Source organism: Paenibacillus eucommiae, assembly GCF_017874215.1.
In the GTDB taxonomy this organism is placed as follows: domain Bacteria; phylum Bacillota; class Bacilli; order Paenibacillales; family NBRC-103111; genus Paenibacillus_AI; species Paenibacillus_AI eucommiae.
The window spans coordinates 107,280-124,182 of sequence record NZ_JAGGLB010000009.1 but is presented as its reverse complement, the minus strand read 5'-3'; the positions used below and the strand labels follow the sequence as shown (position 1 = coordinate 124,182).

Sequence of the window (16,903 nt, the reverse complement as noted above, 5' to 3'; positions counted from 1 at the left end):
GTTTTTTGTTTTTTTTCCGCACATACTACACAAGATGAGGAACAGGAGCGTGATGAAGAATGAACATGCATTGGGTCAAGGTCTTTATAGCGGCATTATTTGAAGTGGGCTGGGTGATTGGTCTGAAGCATGCAAGCGGCTGGCTGGAATGGAGCGGTACGATCCTTGCTATTTGTATTAGTTTTTACTATATGATTATGGCCGGCCGGCATCTTTCCGTTGGAACGGTGTATGCTGTTTTTGTCGGGATGGGAACTGCAGGCACTGTGCTTTCAGAAATTATCTTTTTTGGCGAGCCGTTTAAAATCATGAAGATGGTGCTGATTGCTATTTTATTGGCTGGAGTGATTGGGCTCAAAATGGTAACGCATGAGACGGATGAGACGCACGAGACAAATGAGAAGAATGGGAAGAATGAGGCGGATGAAAAGGATGAGAAAGGAGCTGGTATGGTATGAACTGGGTTTTCCTTATACTAGCGGGTGTATTTGAGATGTTTGGTGTAGCTATGATAAATAAATTACACAGAGACCGGAGCTGGCTCGCGTTTGCTTTGCTGATTACAGGGTTCGGAGCAAGCTTTCTATTTCTCGCCATTGCAATGAAAACCTTACCCATGGGTACCGCTTATGCGGTCTGGACGGGGATTGGAGCATCAGGTGGAGCCATTCTGGGCATGTGGTTATATGGTGAACCGAAAAATATGAAAAGAATTCTTTTTATTGCGATGGTTCTTGGCGCTGCTGTTGGATTAAAGCTAGTTCCCTAGACAGTTCTTTAGCGGCAGGTATAGATACAGGTATAGATACAGGTATATAGATACGGGTATATAGATACAGGTATATAGATACAGACATAGCTATAGACATAGCTACAGAAACAGCTACAGGTACATGCCAAGCAAAGATGAATTATCAGGATCTGAAAATCCCAGCAGGCTTTTTGACTTGCTGCACGCCGCAAATGCAAAGGCATGAGCCTTACGGACCTCAGATCCGCTATTCTAACAATTTAGAGGCTTTTGAGGTGCTAACGGACATGAGAGCCTTTATTGATGCTGAAACCGCTCCGAAATCATGAATTTTAAACGAATAGCGGAACGTATGTTCGTAACTATCGTGGAAAAAGAGATAAATGGTAAAATAGCGTACCTCATGTCCGTAAAAGTGAAATTTTAGCAGAAGGGTTGCTGAGTGGGCAGACATTCAGTCCAAACAAAAAGAACTTAGCCTCAAGGCTAGGTCCTTTTGTTTTTTGTTTAGGTGTTTTTCAAGCCTATTTTGCAATATTGCCGGCCATTTTAAGCCGTTTTGCAATTGCTTTAAAGTCTTCAGCGGAGATTCCCGGTGCGAATTCCTCTTCGACAGCAGGGGCTTCAGGAATCGGTACACCTTTTGGTGCGCCTTGGATGACTTCCAGTGGTAGGCCGTCTTCAGGATGCGTCCCCTTCCAGATCTGATCGATCGAGGTGAAGTCGCTATCACTCCACGTATACAGCTTCGTGTGCACGCCTTTTTCCTCATATTTCCTGGCCTCGTTAAAGGACTTGTTGCTTAAAGAAGGGATCGGTACTAATTTAGTTACATTAACGCCTGTAGCGATTTCTAATGCCTTAGCATAGGCAACAACGTGAACCCCGCCCCGAACAAGGAGGAATCCTATAACGGCGCGTGCAGCCGGGTGATCCGTCATTTCGTACACTTTCATTTTATGTGTTCTGGCGCCACATTCGAGGAAGAAATTATGAAGCAAATCCTCCACCAGGTTGCCACTGTTGAATACATTGGCTCCAGTCCATGGATTGCCCATGGAGTCGAACGGCATGGCGCCTTGAGCCCCAGCCAGGAAATGATAGGACAAGCGTGCATCTTTGGCGGAGCCGAGCGGGGTTTCATCCGGCTCTTTATACTCCGTTGAGCCTCGCAGACATTTGTTGATTGCATGAGATACCAGCTCGACGTGGCCAAGCTCTTCGGCCGTGATGCTCATCACCAAATCGTAAAAAGGCTTAAGTTTTTCTTTTGACCGGAAATTGAAAGATTGATACAGGTAATTGTTTAACGTCGACATTTCTCCGAACTTCCCGCCTAACAGCTCTTGTATAGCAGCAGCAGCGTTAGCGTCCGGCTTCTCAACATCGGGGATTTCAATCGCAATTTCATCCATCCGTTTAAACATAAATGACCAACCTCCAGAGTATTTGATTAGATAGGGCTACCGGGGTACTACCTTTTTATACCGATTTCATATAATACCCTGCGCCACTGAAAAACAAACATCTGAATTTTTGTATAAAGATGGTTAGAGCACTCATTGAAAAGTTTATTGTGTGTCATTTCCTTTTATTTCTATAGTTTCATGATGTTTACCATGATTGTTTTCCCATTCTATTTGTACATTTAATCGATCACTATCTATTGCCTTGAAAAAGTCAGAGTCCTTGTCTGTAACATTGAACCTGTACTCAATTTTAAAATAATTTTCTTTTTTATTCTTCAAATCAGCAAAAATAGTACCGAAACGATTTACTTCTTCCTCTTGATATTTCCCTTCTGCTATCAATTTTTCTTTGTGGGAATAGTCAAAAACATTAACGATTTGTGTATTTAAAAGAGTGCCCTGTGCAAATGTTAGGTGTGATATTTTTCGTAATTCATCATTCGGTCCCTTATAGGAATAAGTAATATTGAAGTATTGGCCGTCATTTTTCTCAAAAATTGAATTTTCTACGGATACATCCCACGACTCCCCGCGGCCTTCATAATTACTTTGATGCTTATCTTCCTTTGAACATGCCGAAGTCAGAAGAGCAATGAAAAGAATAATAAAAATAGTTCTTATCATGTTGTGACCTCCTTAGAAAATTTTTTCTGGAATACTCATATTAACTCATTTGATTTCAACTAACGAGGCTTTCTTTGCATATTGTCGAAAAAGTGATTTTAAAGGCGAATTATGGGTGATTTTGCAGAAATATAGATTTGTTTTTAAAGGAGTCCTACCTATCTTTGTGGAATACATGAGTAATAGGTAGGATTATACATAGAAAAGCTAAATTGACAACAACGTGGGGTGACTAAACAAGTATGGAAAAATCAACAATTATCGGACTTGTGCTGGCAGTTATTGCGGTAGGGGTCGGGATGGTGCTTAAGGGTGCTAGCGTTGTAGCGCTGCTAAATCCGGCGGCACTTCTTATCATTTTCGTAGGAACGGCAGCAACTTTATTTATTGGTTTTCAGATGTCGGAAATAAAGAAGTTTCCAAAGCTTATCAAAATTTTATTTACTGATCAAAAGCTAACGGATAAAAAGGATCTGATCCACACTTTCATGGACTGGGTATCCATTACGCGTCGTGAAGGCTTGTTGGCGCTGGAGGGGCATGTCGAACAAATTGATGATCCTTTTCTGCGTAATGGCATGCGGATGATTATTGATGGCAATGATAGCGAATTTATCAAGGATGTGCTGCTGGAGGAGATCGCGTCCACAGAGGAGCGTCATCGTAACGGAGCCCTCCTGTTTACGCAAGCAGGGACTTATGCGCCGACCTTAGGCGTGCTTGGAGCCGTAGTAGGCCTAATCGCGGCGCTCAGTAACCTGAACGAAGTAGAGAAGCTCGGTCACCTGATTTCTGCGGCCTTTGTTGCGACGCTGCTGGGTATTTTCTCAGGTTATGTGCTTTGGCACCCGATTGCTAACAAGCTGAAGCAAATTTCAAAGAAGGAAATTGAGATCAAGCTGATTATGATCGAGGGCCTGCTGTCGATTCAGTCAGGTATTTCTACCATTGCGATGAAGCAGAAGCTTTCTGTGTACATACCGGCTAAGGAGCGCCACTTACTCGACGAAGGAGGAAGTGAAGCCGTTGAAAAATAAAAGACGTGAGCATCACGAGGAGCATATCGATGAAACCTGGCTCATTCCTTACGCAGATTTACTTACACTTTTGCTGGCTTTGTTTATCATCTTGTTCGCTTCAAGCCAGATCGATTCCAAAAAGTACGATCAAATCATGCGCGGCTTAAATTCGGCCTTAAGCGGAGGCACCAATATATTCGAGGTGTCCAGCAGTCCTATTGAAAATTTACAGGAAATTGACCAGAAGAAAGCAGACGTAGTAAAAAAGCAGGATCAGAAAGCACTGGAAGAGCAGCAGAAGCACCAGGTTGAAATGGAGGACCTTAAGGAGCTTCAGCAAAAGCTTGAAGGATATATCAAGGATAATAAGCTGAGCACTCAGCTAGAGACCAAATTAACAGAGGATATGCTGAAAATCACGATCCGCGATAACGCCTTGTTCCAACCGGGCTCAGCGGATATCAACAAGGAGTCACAAAAGCTGGCGCAGAGCATAGCAGGGATGCTGAGTGGCTACAAGGAGTACAACGTAGAAGTCGCAGGATTTACGGATAACCGCCCGATTAATAATAGGGAGTTCCAAAGCAACTGGGACTTAAGCGCCAAACGCTCGTTGAATTTCATGAAAATATTAATTAATAATGATAAAATAGATCCGTCCCATTACCGCTCCATCGGCTACGGGGAATACCAGCCAATTGATACGAACGATACTGTAGAGGGACGTTCGAAAAACCGCCGCGTTGAGGTGAATATTATCCGTCAGGTGAAGTCTACGGGTGAGAAATCGTTCATTCCCTAAATAGCAAATAAAAATAGCCGCTGCTTCGACTTTGTGTCAAAGCAAGCGGCTATTTTCATATCCAGGCCGTTTAAACAAAACGACTGCTTTATTGAGGATTGGTTGTCCATATTCCAGCGGCTTTGACAAATACTCGCGGTGGAAGCTTCAAGGTTGCTAAAGCCAGCTCAGCTACATCCTCAGGCTGCATCATGCGGTCTTCATCCCCAATGGGTAATCCGTTGTTAAGTGCCAATTCTGTATTGACTGTACTTGGTGTAAGAGCCGTAACCCGGATGTTGAATTTACGAACTTCCTGCATAAGGGATTCTGTGAAACCTAGAACCGCAAATTTGGAAGAGCAATAAGCAGAACCAGTAGCGAATCCCCGTTCTCCGGCAGTAGAAGCAACGTTAATGATACTTCCACTGTTTTGCTCCAGCATGAACGGCAGTACAGCACGTGTTACATGGTAGGTTCCCATAAGGTTAACTTGAATAATGTGCTCCCACTGCTCCGGGTCCATTTCCATTAAGGTCCCAAATTGGCCGATCCCGGCATTATTAATCAGGATGTCGAACGAGCCAAGCTGTTCTTTGAGCATGGATACGGCTGAATCAACCTCCGCTTTTTTCGAAACATCCGCCGTTGCGATGTGGACTTCTATGGGATAGGCAATCTTTAAACTGGCCTGAAGAGCTTCTAAATCAGCTTTAGTTCTGGCGATTAGTCCAAGGTTGACCCCTTCCTTAGCTAATGCTATGACGATGGCTTTCCCGATGCCTTTTCCAGCCCCAGTAATTAACGCGGTCTTCTTCTGCAGTTGCATGAGCTGTCTCCTATCTTATATCTGTTATATGTCTGGTATATGTGTTTGGGCACGCCTTATAAGTATGCCACAATTTCACCTGCAGCTTTGAGGTGGGAATGATTGCCCAGGAAATAGTTTTAGCATATTGGATTTAAAATAATTTGTTAGAATAACCCTTTCAGGTTAGCGAAGGGATTGTTCGAAAATCCTTTATCCTCATGAACCACTTCAATTTTATAGGAATCGTAATGCTGATTTTGTGCAAAAGAGAAAATATCATTATCCTGCTCATACATCGACTTCAAAATTTCGAAGGTATAGCGGGTATCCGAAAGAGCATCATGCAGTTGTTCGGATTGCGCAATATTCAGAGCTTCCAAGGTTTTGGCCAAGCCCATGCGCCGCTTATGATTGAATTTCTGCCCGTACATGTATTGGATATCGTTGTAGTTTTTCAGCCAGTCTGTGTCCAGCCCGTGCCTTCTGCATTCATCAATGAAAATATCCCGATCGCTCAGCGACCATGAGCACAGGTAGTAAACTTCTTCCCCGATCCAGGCTAAGAAATCACGCTGTACTTCTGGGAACCGCGCCGCATTCTGGACCTGCTCCTGCGTAATGCCTGTGAACTTGGTTGTCTCCAAATTGAGGGGTGTCCCCGGACGGACAAATGACATATAGCTATCCAGCGTTGTAAACGTATGGTTCTCAAATCTTACTTTTAAAGCTCCTATTTGAATAAGCTCGGCATCCTTACGATTATTAACCTTCTTCGTCTCCAGATCATGAAAGATCAGCAGCATGCGAACAGCCCCCACTCCTTGTATTAACATTCTTATATCTTCGACATAAGTGCGTGAAAATCCTGTTTTGCGCAATTATGCTGCTTGTGGTAGCTTCAATTCAAATTTGACCATTTCCTGTTGTCGGATGTCAAGAACAATACCTCACTCTCTTAACGATGATGCAAACGGCGGTAATCCGTAGTTTGTATATTCAATTTTTTGGAAAAAATGCGGCTAAGATAATTCCCGTTCTCGAATCCGCACAGATCCGCGATCTTTTGGAGAGGTAACGTGCTTTCAGCAAGCAGATGTTTGGCCCTGTCAATTTTCAACTCCATGGCATATTCCGAAGGTGTCATTCCCCATGCCGTTTTAAATTTTCGGGTGAATTGAACGGGAGTTAGACCCAAATCATCCGATAGATTCTTTATGCAGAAGCTATATTCGAAGCATTTTTCATTAATCTGCTTCAAGGCGATGCTCATCAAGGGATTGGGACTCCACTTCGGCTGCTTCAAATTATCCGCTTCCAAGCAATAAAGCAGCCAAATATCGTTTAGTAAATGATTTTTTCGATGAATGCTTGTCGGATCATGGTTGTTTTGCAATTTTCTCAGATAGTCATAGTTGGAAATCAGTCGTTCATTGTTTCGCAAGGATATTTTGCCGATGGGAATCTGAGATAGCAGCCGGGGATCCGCGACGGTCTTTTGCTCCGCCATGCTTTTCCATTGGAAGTTAATCGAGAAGAAAGTAAGATTCTGAATGATCTTCCGTCGGAAAGGGATATACGGCGGACTTAACACCAAATCCCCCGCTCTTCCGATTCCCTTCGCTTCACCAATCTCAAACTCAAAAATTCCTTCCTCCACAGCGAATAATATCCAGTTCGAATAAATATCAACACTTAACAAGAAATTGTCCTTGTTTGTCCAATACATCGATTGAAGATAATGAGGGAGCACGCTATCAGCAGAATAGGGATTCAATACTAACACTCCTTTAACGATGAAATGAAATAAAGTGCTAAGCCTATAGTAACATGGTGTATATCAAAAGGTGGAGCTATTTCCTATAATTTGACTTGTAAGCTTCATCGCTTCTTAAAGTAAGCAGATGCACGCAAAACGAAACGAGTTCGGGGAGTTTCTCAGCTAGAGCTAGCATCGGGAAAGGGAGTGAATGGATGTGGTCATGAAAAAGTAAACTGTACAAGCATTAGATCCCCTAATAAATAAGCGGGGAACGGAGTGGTGATGGAAGTATTCCTTTATTATTGGCATCGCTTACATTATTATCGATGACGGTGAACAAATGAAGCGGTACAAGGAGGAGTCGGTATGCTTGAGGAAAATAAGAATGGCAATGTCGGGGCTCGTGAAGAAGAAGGGGCGCAAGCGGAACCGGAAAATAGGATTAGCAGGAGGAAGCTGCTGGCCTTATTAGGTATGGCAGGTACTGCGATCGCTACACAAAGCGTATTATCCGGACCGTCAGTGGCATTAGGGAAAGCGGAAAACTCGGTGCACGGAGCGGTGTATGGGAACCCGGACTATGGTGCTTCAGGAAGCTGCTGCACGATCGTATCGGTTGGCTCGATCGCTGACTTATTAAATCAGTCTGCAAGCGATGACTTGACTTATGCTGTTAAGAGCTATTATGACAGTGCAAACGCAGGCGGTGGCGATTTCTTTTATAAAGCTGACGAACCTAAGTCTAGCCATAATGGCGGAGACATCATCAGCAGCACAGTGCCGTGGACGGGGGAGGCGTCTACTCTTGCGGATTTTTTGATTGGTGCAGGTGAAACGAACCCTTCTGGAAATGGCTGTTATATTCGGAAAGCATGCACGCTTACTCCCTACATGTTCGGTTGCTTGAACGGCGTTGACCGAACCGCAGGGCTCCAAGCGTTTGCTGCTCGAGCATCAAACGTTAAGGGTTCTATCAGTTGGGACATTGATATGATTGTATCCGACAAGATTGTGTTTGCGGGAGGTGCGGTTGACAGGCCTTCTTCCATTCAAGGAACACTCAATCTGCAATCGAACTACGCTTCTGCCGATTGGATGCTGGAGATCGATAATTTTCCAAACACGCATATAGGCAGCTTTATAGTGACAGGTAAGGGCTCATCAGTCTTGGCTCAAAGAACGAACCGTAAGGGAGCAAAAATTACAAACGTATCCGGAAGCGTTTTTGGCCGTATGGAGGCTAAATTCTTAAAGGTTCAGGGAATTGAGGTTCCGGATCTGGCTTATCACGTTAAGGTTGAGTCGATTCAAACGTATTATTGCGGATTTGGGATTACCCCGGTAATTGGAGTCGTGTTTACTTACACCGGTCACACGCTTACTGGGCCATATGGCACCCATGTGCAATACACGGAGTTTACTGGTGTTACGAATATTCCTGACGAGGCGGAGGTCGGCGATAGTCTCGTAATCGGTAAAAACGATTATACGATTACCGCTATAGACAGAGGGTCGGGAACGGTAAAGGTGCAGTTGTGGGTGACGAATGATGATTTTGCATCGGTTAAAAGCCCTATGTGGTGTATTGGCTCAGGATTTAAGGTTGCCAAAAGCACTACCGGTCCGTTCTCTGTCGGGGTTATTACTACTTTGGGGTGCTCCGTCGGTTATTATGTAGCTCAACTCTATCCAGGATCGGTAGGCAAGTGCAGTGGCGAGTCTAATCTTATTACCGTTAAGCTAGGCACCGGACCCAATACCGGTCACCTTGGCGGTTCAATAGATACGGTATATGCCGAGGCAGGAAGGATAGCCGTTTCCAATAACAACGTTGTTGGTCACTACGTAATCGGTAATCTTGATCCGATGACTTGCGATCAGAGAATAAGCCAGTGCGTGGGTCGTTATGCTATAGATTTTGATGTGAGTAAAGGAGCGGTCGAAGCTGCTGATTTGGATTACCAGTCCTCCTCTGTAGCTACAGCTTACAAGAAACTGCACATACCTGTAGTTGATCCGTCAGTCTATGGGCCGGAGGTTCCCATTACTATCGTTACCGGTACTTCCGTAACGCTGAGCTTTATCCGCGATGATTTCATGACTTCCGGGATATCTAGCAGGATCCTTGTATTTCCGCGCACAGGTACGCGCACGATCACGGTTACGGCGGGGACGGGAACAACGATCGGCAATCCGGCAGCGGCAACCCAGACTTTAATCCTTTCCGGTTCTAGCCTTGTTTTTGCCGAGTATTTCCGCGCTTCTAAGAATTGGATTCTTAGCCGGTATGATACAAGTTCCGTGCTTGTCGCAAGTACGACTTACGATGCTCCATCTTTATCCACTGGTAGTCGCGACCCGGCACCGCCGATAGTTACCGTTAATGGCGCAACCTTAGGGGATTTTGTCGAGGCTACGTTAAATATTGATACGCAGGGAATCGAGCTGCACCCTAGAGTATCCGCGTTGAACGCCGTAACGGTTGAAGTAGTTAATCCGATGTCCAGTACGATTGATTTGCCTAATGCCACGCTAACGGTACGTGTGCAAAAGAGATGATGGAAATTTGAATATTCCGATTTAATAGGAAAATAGGAGGATCGAAATGAAAAAAAATTTTTCTCGTAAAGCATCGTTCCTTGTTTGTCTGCTGCTTTTGTTATCCTTGTTCGTGTCAGTTGTTCCCCCTCTTGCTTATGCCGAGGTAGCTGGGACTCTGAGCGATGCTGAAGGGGATGCTCCAGAAGCGGGTATTTCAAACGTTATGGGAGAATACCTTGAGCCACACGAAGAGCCGGCTGAAGATACTAATGCTGGCAAGCTGGAGCTTGTTATGGAAGGAGAAAGTCGTGCAACTATCGTATTAACGACGACCGCGACGGATCTGGAGAAGCAGGCGGCACAAGAGCTGCAAAGCTATTTGAAACGGATATCAGGGACGGAGCTATCTATTGTGACAAATGCAAGCGCTGTCACTGGTGCGAAAATTTTTGTAGGAAGTGCTGCGCCTGATCCTGATCTGGATCAAATTCGTCAGGGTGGGACTGATTCTGATTCCTTTCGTCTGTCGGTTAGCGGCGATAGTATTCAATTGGTCGGTCTTTCCGACAGAGGCGTGTTGTTTGCAGCCTATGAGCTGCTTGAGCAGATCGGCATTCGTTGGTTCGCTCCCGGGGAGATCGGAACAGAAATTCCTTCTATGCAAACGATTCGCGTCAAGGAGCAGAATACAATCCAGCATCCGGGTATGACGACCCGAGTTGTCGGAGGGATGGAATATCTGTTCGCCCAGACCAAGATGGATTTCGTGGATAAGCTTGAGGGAACCCCGTGGCTGCAGCATAACCGCGGCAATAATACAATTCGTCTTAGCCAACACGGGCTCCTCTGCAAAATTACATCGAAGGAACGGCCGGACTTGTTTGTTCAAGTGAATGGAAAGCCAACAAGCCAATTCGATGTAACGAAACCGGAGGTGCTTGCATGTGTAGTTAATGAAGCATTGAAGTACCTGGAACAAAATCCGAATGCCAAGTATATAAACATGGGACCGAATGACGGTGACGATTTTGGTACATCTGACTGGGACGCCGTAGATTACGATCCGCTTATGGGCTCCAACTCCATAACCGATCGTTATGTAAAATTTTACAATATGGTTTTAGAGCAAATTGAGCCCCAGTATCCTGATGTCGGCATAGCTTATTTGGCTTACGTTCGCTACATGAGGGCACCGGTTCGCGAAATTCCCAACCCTAAGCTGCTGCCTGTTATTGCCCCGATTTCGGTCGAGCGCATTCATTCAATGGAGAATGGCATGTCTTGGGAGCGGACTTATTTGAAAGAGCTCATCAGCGACTGGAAAAAATTAGGGGTAGATGTATCCTTCTACAGCTATATGTATAATTTGGCTGACCCGGGGATGCCTTTTTCGATGATCAATCGAACCATAGAGGAGATAAAGCATTTTCGCAAAGAGGGGATGGATCAGCTTGTTTTCGAAGCACTGCCGTCTTGGGCCTATCACGGGCCGTCCTTATATTTAATGTCCAAATTAAGCTGGAATCCGGAGCTTGACGTTCAGGAGATGTTAACGGATTATTTTTCCAAATATTATGGACCAGCGGCGGAGCCCATGTGGAATCATTTTCGAAAGCTGGAAGATACGTTTATCCATGCAGATTACTACACCGGGGCTGTATTCGATTTCTCGAAAATACTGACTGCAGAGGTTATGGCAGCTCTGGAGAACACACTGGTCGAAGCGGAGAGCAAGGTGCCGGCGAATTCCGTATACGCCGAAAGGATGAGGATGGTACGCGTCGCGTTCGATTTTGGGAAAGCGTTTACGAATATGCATAATGCTTACCTCAAATTTGATTTTGTGAAGGCAAAACAATATTACGACGAGGCCAAAGCGCTCTTAAAGGCGGCAGCGTTTCACTCCCCCGTTATCATTCATCCTTTTGCGGGCGGATACTTGGATCTATTTTGGAAGTACCAAATTGAGCAGGCATACGAACGGGTTACAAACGGGAACAAAATTATTGCTGAGCTCCCTGATGAATGGTTGGCCATGTTTATTCCGGGAGGAAACGGCGAGAAGCTGGGATTATGGAAGCCGGGAGTCGGCACGCAATCGTGGATGAAGCTGAAGACATATTCCGATACGTGGTCCAATCAAGGATTACGTTACTACAAGGGTGAGGTTTGGTACCGTACTGCAATTAACGTTGCGGATAAATATAAAGATAAGCCGATTAGACTCTGGTTCGGAGACATTGACGAAAAACCGCGGGTTTGGGTCAACGGGAAGGAAATTCAGCCAAAGTCCAAAGGCATTGCAATGGTCATACCGTGGGAATATGACGTTACGAGTGCAATCAAGTTTGGACAACATAACGATATTGTCGTCTCTATAAACAATCAGTACTTAGATGAATTGGGAACTGGCGGTATTGTAGGCCCTGCCTTTCTCTGGACGACTGCTTCCGAACCCGACGAAGAACCTGGCACTTCCATTGATAAAAGCACATTAACGGCTAACGTAACCTCGATTCCTGCAGGTACGGAATTTAAGGTTAACTATGGACTTAGCGATGTTAGTCGAGCTGTTTATGCGCAAGACGTCAACTTTGACTATGATCCTGACGTCATGGAATTTGTGTCTGCAAGGTCACTAATCGAAGGGATTGCTATTGTCGAGACCGTCAAGGAACCCGCCGGCAAGCTTCGTTTGATTGTTGTCAGTCAAGGACCGGAATACGCTGTTACCGGTAATGCGCAAGTGATTGAGCTTACCTTCAGAGCGAAAGATATTTTGCAAACGGCTTCAGGCGTGATTTCGATTACGAGTGCCTCTTTGGGGGATGATCAAGGAAACGAATCTCAAACGGCAATATCGTCCGTCACCGTTGAGGTAACGGCAGGAAGTGCGGGCGGAAATCATACGGACATCAATCAAGACGGCAAAGTGAGTATAGGTGATTTGTCGTTCGTGGCTGCGCATTATGGAAAAGACAGCAGCAGTCCGAATTGGGAGCGAGTGAAGAAAGCGGATATTAATGGCGATGGTAAAATCGATATCCTTGATCTCGCGGCGGTTGCCAAAAAGATCGTGGAGTAGCGAAATGGGTAATGCGGGAAGGGGTATCCTCCTTCCTGTTTTTTGGACGCCAGGGAGTATATCGCGTAAGCGGCTCTAGACCTATGGTTAACACTAGCGTAGACAGCGGTAGCCGCTTATCCTTGGAATATCAGCATAGGGAAAGGATGTTCTTATGAATCGCAAAACAATCGTTTCTATCATAATTCCTCTGCTTTGTTTGCGGTTGCTACTTCCGACAAGCGTATATGCGCAGACTGCCCCATCTTTTCTTCTAACTTCAAATAACCAGGTTGAAGGTGAAATGACTATAACCATGAGCGGTAAGAATATTACCGATTTATACGCTTATGAGGCGAGGCTTACATTCGATCCTAGTATGCTCGAGCTAGTGGAAGCCAAGTCTAATCTGGAGGGGTTTTCCGTTTCGCCTATTATTAAGGACAATGAGATCATTCTCGCTCATACCAAAATTGGCAATGTGACTGGAGAAAGTGGGGATATCCTCATCGGTACACTGATATTTAAGACCAAGAAATACGGGACATCCATTGTAAAATGGACATCTTTGGAAACGGTGAATCACAATTTGACCGGTCAAACCTATTCCTTAAAAGAGAGTGTTTCCGTGAATACTGCGAAAAAGGGATTTGTAGATCTGGAGGGGCATTGGGCCAAAGCCGATATAGAGCTGCTCGCTTCGAAAGGCATTATAGAAGGAATGGACGAAGATCATTTTGTACCGGAAGCCCATGTAACAAGAGCGCAGTTTGCCGCGATGATATCGAGAACGTTAAAATTCCAAACGAGCACGAAGCAAAATCCTTTCACTGACGTTTCGGCTGATTCCTGGTATAAGGATGTTGTAAATAGCGCTTTTGCAGCAGGCGTTATCCAAGGCATGACGGAAACCAGCTTTGCTCCGGCAAAAAATATCACAAGGGAAGAAATGGCTGTGATGATCGTGAGAGCGAGTAACTATGCGTCGGGCTCTGAAACAGGGAAAAACGATGAAAGCAATTTGCCGGCATTTGCAGATTCAGAGGCTACGAGTGAGTGGGCTAGAGATGACATTCAAACAGCAGTTCGTTTAGGCATCATTAATGGCAAAGGGAAGAATCAATTTGTTCCTAAGGATCAGGCAACCCGAGCGGAAGCAGCTGTAGTCATTAAAAGATTACTATTATCTTTAAGTCTGCTTTATTGACGGACCTAAAAAAAGAGGAGCGCGGAGGTTTGCGCTATGCTCCTCTTTGGATCGTGTAACAGCAAAACCGGCTAATACCTATTTTGCTTGCGGAATTCGGACGGGCTTACACCCATCGCCTTGCGGAACACCCGGCTGAGATAAAAGCCGTTCTCGTAGCCGCATTTTCCAGCTATGACATCGAGCGTCCAATCCGTTATTAGCAGCAGCCTGCTTGCTTGTTTAACCCGAATCGACGTTAAGTATTGCAGAGGGTTGACGCTATAGGCGGTTTTGAATCTTCGGATCAGTTGTACAGGCGTCATTCCGAACCTATGAGCGACATCCCGGATTTCGATCGCTTCATGCGCGTGAGTATTGAAGTAGATTGCGACATCGCGAATGACTTCGTCATCTTTCCCAGAAAGACCAGCATCGGGAGATTCCAGCGCCTGCTGTGCGATCATCAGCCATAAGTCCACCAAATAGTGCTGCTTCAGCTTTTGATTATCAAAGCTGAAGGGCAACTGCTGGTCCGCCTGTTTTAAGCAGCTGTAGTTTTCGGACAAGCGCAGGATTTGCGGCAGCCGTATTTTCCGATGCGTCAGAAGGAGCTGAAGCTGCTGCGAGTCACCGTCAGAGAAGGTGAACGTAATGGTGTGGAAGCTTAAAGGCTCCAGCACGTTTCGATAAAAAGCAACCTGGGGCGGGCACACGACCACGTCTCCGAACTCGGCCACTCCATAAACCTCTCCTATCTGGTACTCGAATCTTCCCTCCTCTACAGCAAACAGGATCCATGTTACATAAGTATCCGTCTCTAGTAGAAATTTATCTTTTTTGATCCAGTACATATGATATACAATTTCGGGCAAGCCTGCGGACACTTTGCTTCACCTCGCTCAAGATTTTGAAATTTTGGATATGCAAAAGAAATTCTATGAATTCAAATGTGTGAAGGAAAGATCGTAATATGTAATTAAAGATATCATATAAGGCAAAGGAGTCAAAAAAGATGGGAAAAACCGATGCTAAAATTTTGGATACGGACATTATGATCGCCGGAGGAGGGATGACGGGGGTGGCGGCTGCAATAGCTGCGGCCCGCAACGGAGCCCGGGTAATTATATGCCAGGACCGTTCCGTTCTTGGCGGAAATGCGTCGTCGGAGATTCGCATGAATATATCCGGCGCATCCACCATCGGGAAGGAATTGGAGGTGGAGCGCAGAGAAAGCGGCATTATCGAAGAAATTGTGCTTGAATGCTCGGTCAGAAATCCGCAGAGGAGCGCGAGTATGCTGGACTTGATCTTATATGAAAAATGCCGCGCCGAACCGAATTTGATGATGCTGCTGAACACGACGGTTGTCGAAGCCAATGTGGAGGGCTCCCGTATTCGATCCGCTTATGCGGTGAGAGAAAGCACGGAAGAAAGCTTTACGATCCGGGCTGACATATTCGTCGATTGTACAGGCGACGGCAGGCTGGGATATGAAGCGGGAGCAGCCTTTACGACCGGCCGGGAAGCGGTTGAGGAATATAACGAAACCGGCGCAAGCCAGAACAGGGATGCTTATCGTCTCGGCTCTTCTCTTTTGTTCACGTCGAAATGCATGGGACGCCCGATGCCTTTTACTCCGCCGGAGTGGGCCCGCAAGTTTACGGAGGAAGATTTGCAGTTTAGAAATCACGACGCATGGGATTTCGGCTATTGGTGGGTGGAATTCGGCGGAACGCTGGACACGATCAAAGATAATGAGTATATCCGCGACGAACTGCTTGCGATCATGCTTGGGGTGTGGGATCACATCAAGAATAGCGGCAATCACCCCGATTCCGAAAATTGGGCGCTGGACTGGTTTGGCTTTCTTCCGGGTAAAAGAGAGTCGAGAAGATTTATCGGCCAGCATATGTTGACCCAAAATGATATTCAGCAGGCTGTCGACTTCGATGATGTTATCGCTTACGGCGGCTGGTCGATGGATACCCATCCGCCCGAAGGCATCGATGCGAAAGACGAGGAGCCGTGCAATCAGCCGTTTACGCCTTATCTTTACGGCATTCCACTGCGCTCGATGATTAGCAGGAACATTTCGAATCTGATGTTCGCCGGGCGCAATTTATCGGCTACTCATATCGCCTTCTCCAGCACCAGAGTAATGGCGACATGCGCGGTAATGGGAGAAGGGCTTGGAACGTTCGCGGCAACGGCGGTGAAGCACCAGCTTCAGCTGGAACAAGCGTGGCGCGAGAACGGTATCGTGAAGGAGGCTCAGCAGCAATTGCTTCGGCAGGGGGCTTTTTTGCCTGGCATTATGCTGGAAGGAAATCTCGCGAAGCTTGCCCTAATTTCCGCTTCTTCCGAGCAAAATCAAGGAAAATGCGGGTATGTTGTGGATGGGCATACTCGCTCAGTCCATGGGGAGAAGGGGGTACGTCCCGGCTTGACGACGGCTGGCACGCATCGCTGGATGTCGGAGCCGGGGGACAGCAGTCCTTGGCTGGAGCTTCAATGGGAGGAGCCGGTTACGGTTTCCCGGATTACGATCGTTCTGGATACCGGGCTTCACCGTATATTGATGCTTTGCCATTTGGACGCGCTTCAGAAGCAGATGCAGTGGGGACGATCGCAGGCAGAAACGCTGAAGGAGTTTAAGCTGATTGGGCATGACGAACGAGGGAGGACGGAAATCGCACATATACAAAATAATTTTCAACGCATCATACATCTGCCTGTAACGTTGAAAAATCTGAAGACGCTCCGTCTGGAGGTAATCTCTACCAACGGTTTGGACCATGCGCGAGTAGTTGAAATTGTTTGCGAGTAACGCCGCATGCCGTGAAGGTATTTTCTTGACAAGATGAAAGGTTATATGCATAGTTATTGGTGTAAAAT

Annotated in this window: 14 protein-coding genes; 8 read left to right on the top strand and 6 right to left on the bottom strand. The window is 45.9% G+C overall.

The window, feature by feature from the left end; translation table 11 throughout:
• The first annotated feature begins 59 nt into the window (after window positions 1-59).
• Together J2Z66_RS15250 and J2Z66_RS15245 are read left to right on the top strand one after the other, a co-directional pair.
• Entirely contained in the window at window positions 60-458 is a 399-nt protein-coding gene (locus J2Z66_RS15250; protein WP_281068837.1) for a DMT family transporter, read from the top strand.
• On the top strand, window positions 455-769 hold the full coding sequence (locus J2Z66_RS15245) for a DMT family transporter (protein ID WP_209972300.1): 315 nt from the start codon (window positions 455-457) through the stop codon (window positions 767-769). Before J2Z66_RS15250 ends, J2Z66_RS15245 begins: the two co-directional genes overlap by 4 nt.
• Before the next feature lie 506 nt (window positions 770-1,275).
• On the opposite strand, the gene J2Z66_RS15240 is transcribed toward J2Z66_RS15245, so the two are convergent.
• Together J2Z66_RS15240 and J2Z66_RS15235 are read right to left on the bottom strand one after the other, a co-directional pair.
• A complete protein-coding gene (locus tag J2Z66_RS15240) occupies window positions 1,276-2,178 on the bottom strand; it encodes a manganese catalase family protein (RefSeq protein ID WP_209972299.1) in 903 nt (300 codons plus the stop codon).
• Between the two features lie 144 nt (window positions 2,179-2,322).
• The gene (locus J2Z66_RS15235) at window positions 2,323-2,844 is read right to left on the bottom strand and encodes a hypothetical protein (protein WP_209972298.1); all 522 of its coding nucleotides are present in this window, start codon (window positions 2,842-2,844) and stop codon (window positions 2,323-2,325) included.
• A 242-nt stretch (window positions 2,845-3,086) separates the two neighbouring features.
• On the opposite strand from J2Z66_RS15235, the gene motA reads away from it, so the two are divergent.
• Window positions 3,087-3,881 (top strand): flagellar motor stator protein MotA, encoded by a 795-nt coding sequence (gene motA, locus J2Z66_RS15230; protein WP_209972297.1) that lies wholly within the window; start codon window positions 3,087-3,089, stop codon window positions 3,879-3,881.
• Window positions 3,871-4,665 (top strand): flagellar motor protein MotB, encoded by a 795-nt coding sequence (locus J2Z66_RS15225; protein WP_209972296.1) that lies wholly within the window; start codon window positions 3,871-3,873, stop codon window positions 4,663-4,665. The genes motA and J2Z66_RS15225 overlap by 11 nt, the downstream gene beginning before the upstream one ends.
• A gap of 88 nt (window positions 4,666-4,753) precedes the next feature.
• Here J2Z66_RS15225 and J2Z66_RS15220 read toward each other — a convergent pair whose 3' ends face one another.
• The 3 genes from J2Z66_RS15220 to J2Z66_RS15210 all read right to left on the bottom strand — a co-directional run bounded on the left by J2Z66_RS15220 (window position 4,754) and on the right by J2Z66_RS15210 (window position 7,229).
• On the bottom strand, window positions 4,754-5,473 hold the full coding sequence (locus J2Z66_RS15220) for a 3-ketoacyl-ACP reductase (protein WP_209972295.1): 720 nt from the start codon (window positions 5,471-5,473) through the stop codon (window positions 4,754-4,756).
• A 146-nt stretch (window positions 5,474-5,619) separates the two neighbouring features.
• A complete protein-coding gene (locus J2Z66_RS15215; protein ID WP_209972294.1) occupies window positions 5,620-6,258 on the bottom strand; it encodes a 3'-5' exonuclease in 639 nt (212 codons plus the stop codon).
• 152 nt (window positions 6,259-6,410) lie between these two features.
• The gene (locus tag J2Z66_RS15210) at window positions 6,411-7,229 is read right to left on the bottom strand and encodes a helix-turn-helix domain-containing protein (RefSeq protein WP_209972293.1); all 819 of its coding nucleotides are present in this window, start codon (window positions 7,227-7,229) and stop codon (window positions 6,411-6,413) included.
• Window positions 7,230-7,580: 351 nt separating this feature from the next.
• On the opposite strand from J2Z66_RS15210, the gene J2Z66_RS15205 reads away from it, so the two are divergent.
• The 3 genes from J2Z66_RS15205 to J2Z66_RS15195 all read left to right on the top strand — a co-directional run bounded on the left by J2Z66_RS15205 (window position 7,581) and on the right by J2Z66_RS15195 (window position 14,026).
• On the top strand, window positions 7,581-9,773 hold the full coding sequence (locus J2Z66_RS15205) for a putative phage tail protein (RefSeq protein ID WP_209972292.1): 2,193 nt from the start codon (window positions 7,581-7,583) through the stop codon (window positions 9,771-9,773).
• Window positions 9,774-9,819: 46 nt separating this feature from the next.
• The gene (locus tag J2Z66_RS15200; protein WP_209972291.1) at window positions 9,820-12,840 is read left to right on the top strand and encodes a DUF4838 domain-containing protein; all 3,021 of its coding nucleotides are present in this window, start codon (window positions 9,820-9,822) and stop codon (window positions 12,838-12,840) included.
• A 154-nt stretch (window positions 12,841-12,994) separates the two neighbouring features.
• Window positions 12,995-14,026, top strand: a complete 1,032-nt coding sequence (locus tag J2Z66_RS15195; RefSeq protein WP_209972290.1) for an S-layer homology domain-containing protein — start codon at window positions 12,995-12,997, stop codon at window positions 14,024-14,026.
• Window positions 14,027-14,097: 71 nt separating this feature from the next.
• Here J2Z66_RS15195 and J2Z66_RS43810 read toward each other — a convergent pair whose 3' ends face one another.
• A complete protein-coding gene (locus J2Z66_RS43810; protein ID WP_209972289.1) occupies window positions 14,098-14,892 on the bottom strand; it encodes a helix-turn-helix domain-containing protein in 795 nt (264 codons plus the stop codon).
• 128 nt (window positions 14,893-15,020) lie between these two features.
• On the opposite strand from J2Z66_RS43810, the gene J2Z66_RS15185 reads away from it, so the two are divergent.
• A complete protein-coding gene (locus J2Z66_RS15185) occupies window positions 15,021-16,835 on the top strand; it encodes an FAD-dependent oxidoreductase (RefSeq protein WP_209972288.1) in 1,815 nt (604 codons plus the stop codon).
• The last annotated feature ends 68 nt before the right edge of the window (window positions 16,836-16,903 follow it).

Excerpts from the sequence above, each read along its gene's own strand:
- J2Z66_RS15235 (WP_209972298.1), bottom strand. The coding sequence starts at position 2,844 with ATGATAAGAACTATTTTTATTATTCTTTTCATTGCTCTTCTGACTTCG.
- J2Z66_RS15200 (WP_209972291.1), top strand. The coding sequence starts at position 9,820 with ATGAAAAAAAATTTTTCTCGTAAAGCATCGTTCCTTGTTTGTCTGCTG.
- J2Z66_RS15220 (WP_209972295.1), bottom strand. The coding sequence starts at position 5,473 with ATGCAACTGCAGAAGAAGACCGCGTTAATTACTGGGGCTGGAAAAGGC.
- J2Z66_RS15195 (WP_209972290.1), top strand. The coding sequence starts at position 12,995 with ATGAATCGCAAAACAATCGTTTCTATCATAATTCCTCTGCTTTGTTTG.
- J2Z66_RS15250 (WP_281068837.1), top strand. The coding sequence starts at position 60 with ATGAACATGCATTGGGTCAAGGTCTTTATAGCGGCATTATTTGAAGTG.
- J2Z66_RS15215 (WP_209972294.1), bottom strand. The coding sequence starts at position 6,258 with ATGCTGCTGATCTTTCATGATCTGGAGACGAAGAAGGTTAATAATCGT.
- motA (WP_209972297.1), top strand. The coding sequence starts at position 3,087 with ATGGAAAAATCAACAATTATCGGACTTGTGCTGGCAGTTATTGCGGTA.
- J2Z66_RS15205 (WP_209972292.1), top strand. The coding sequence starts at position 7,581 with ATGCTTGAGGAAAATAAGAATGGCAATGTCGGGGCTCGTGAAGAAGAA.
- J2Z66_RS15240 (WP_209972299.1), bottom strand. The coding sequence starts at position 2,178 with ATGTTTAAACGGATGGATGAAATTGCGATTGAAATCCCCGATGTTGAG.
- J2Z66_RS15185 (WP_209972288.1), top strand. The coding sequence starts at position 15,021 with ATGGGAAAAACCGATGCTAAAATTTTGGATACGGACATTATGATCGCC.
- J2Z66_RS15245 (WP_209972300.1), top strand. The coding sequence starts at position 455 with ATGAACTGGGTTTTCCTTATACTAGCGGGTGTATTTGAGATGTTTGGT.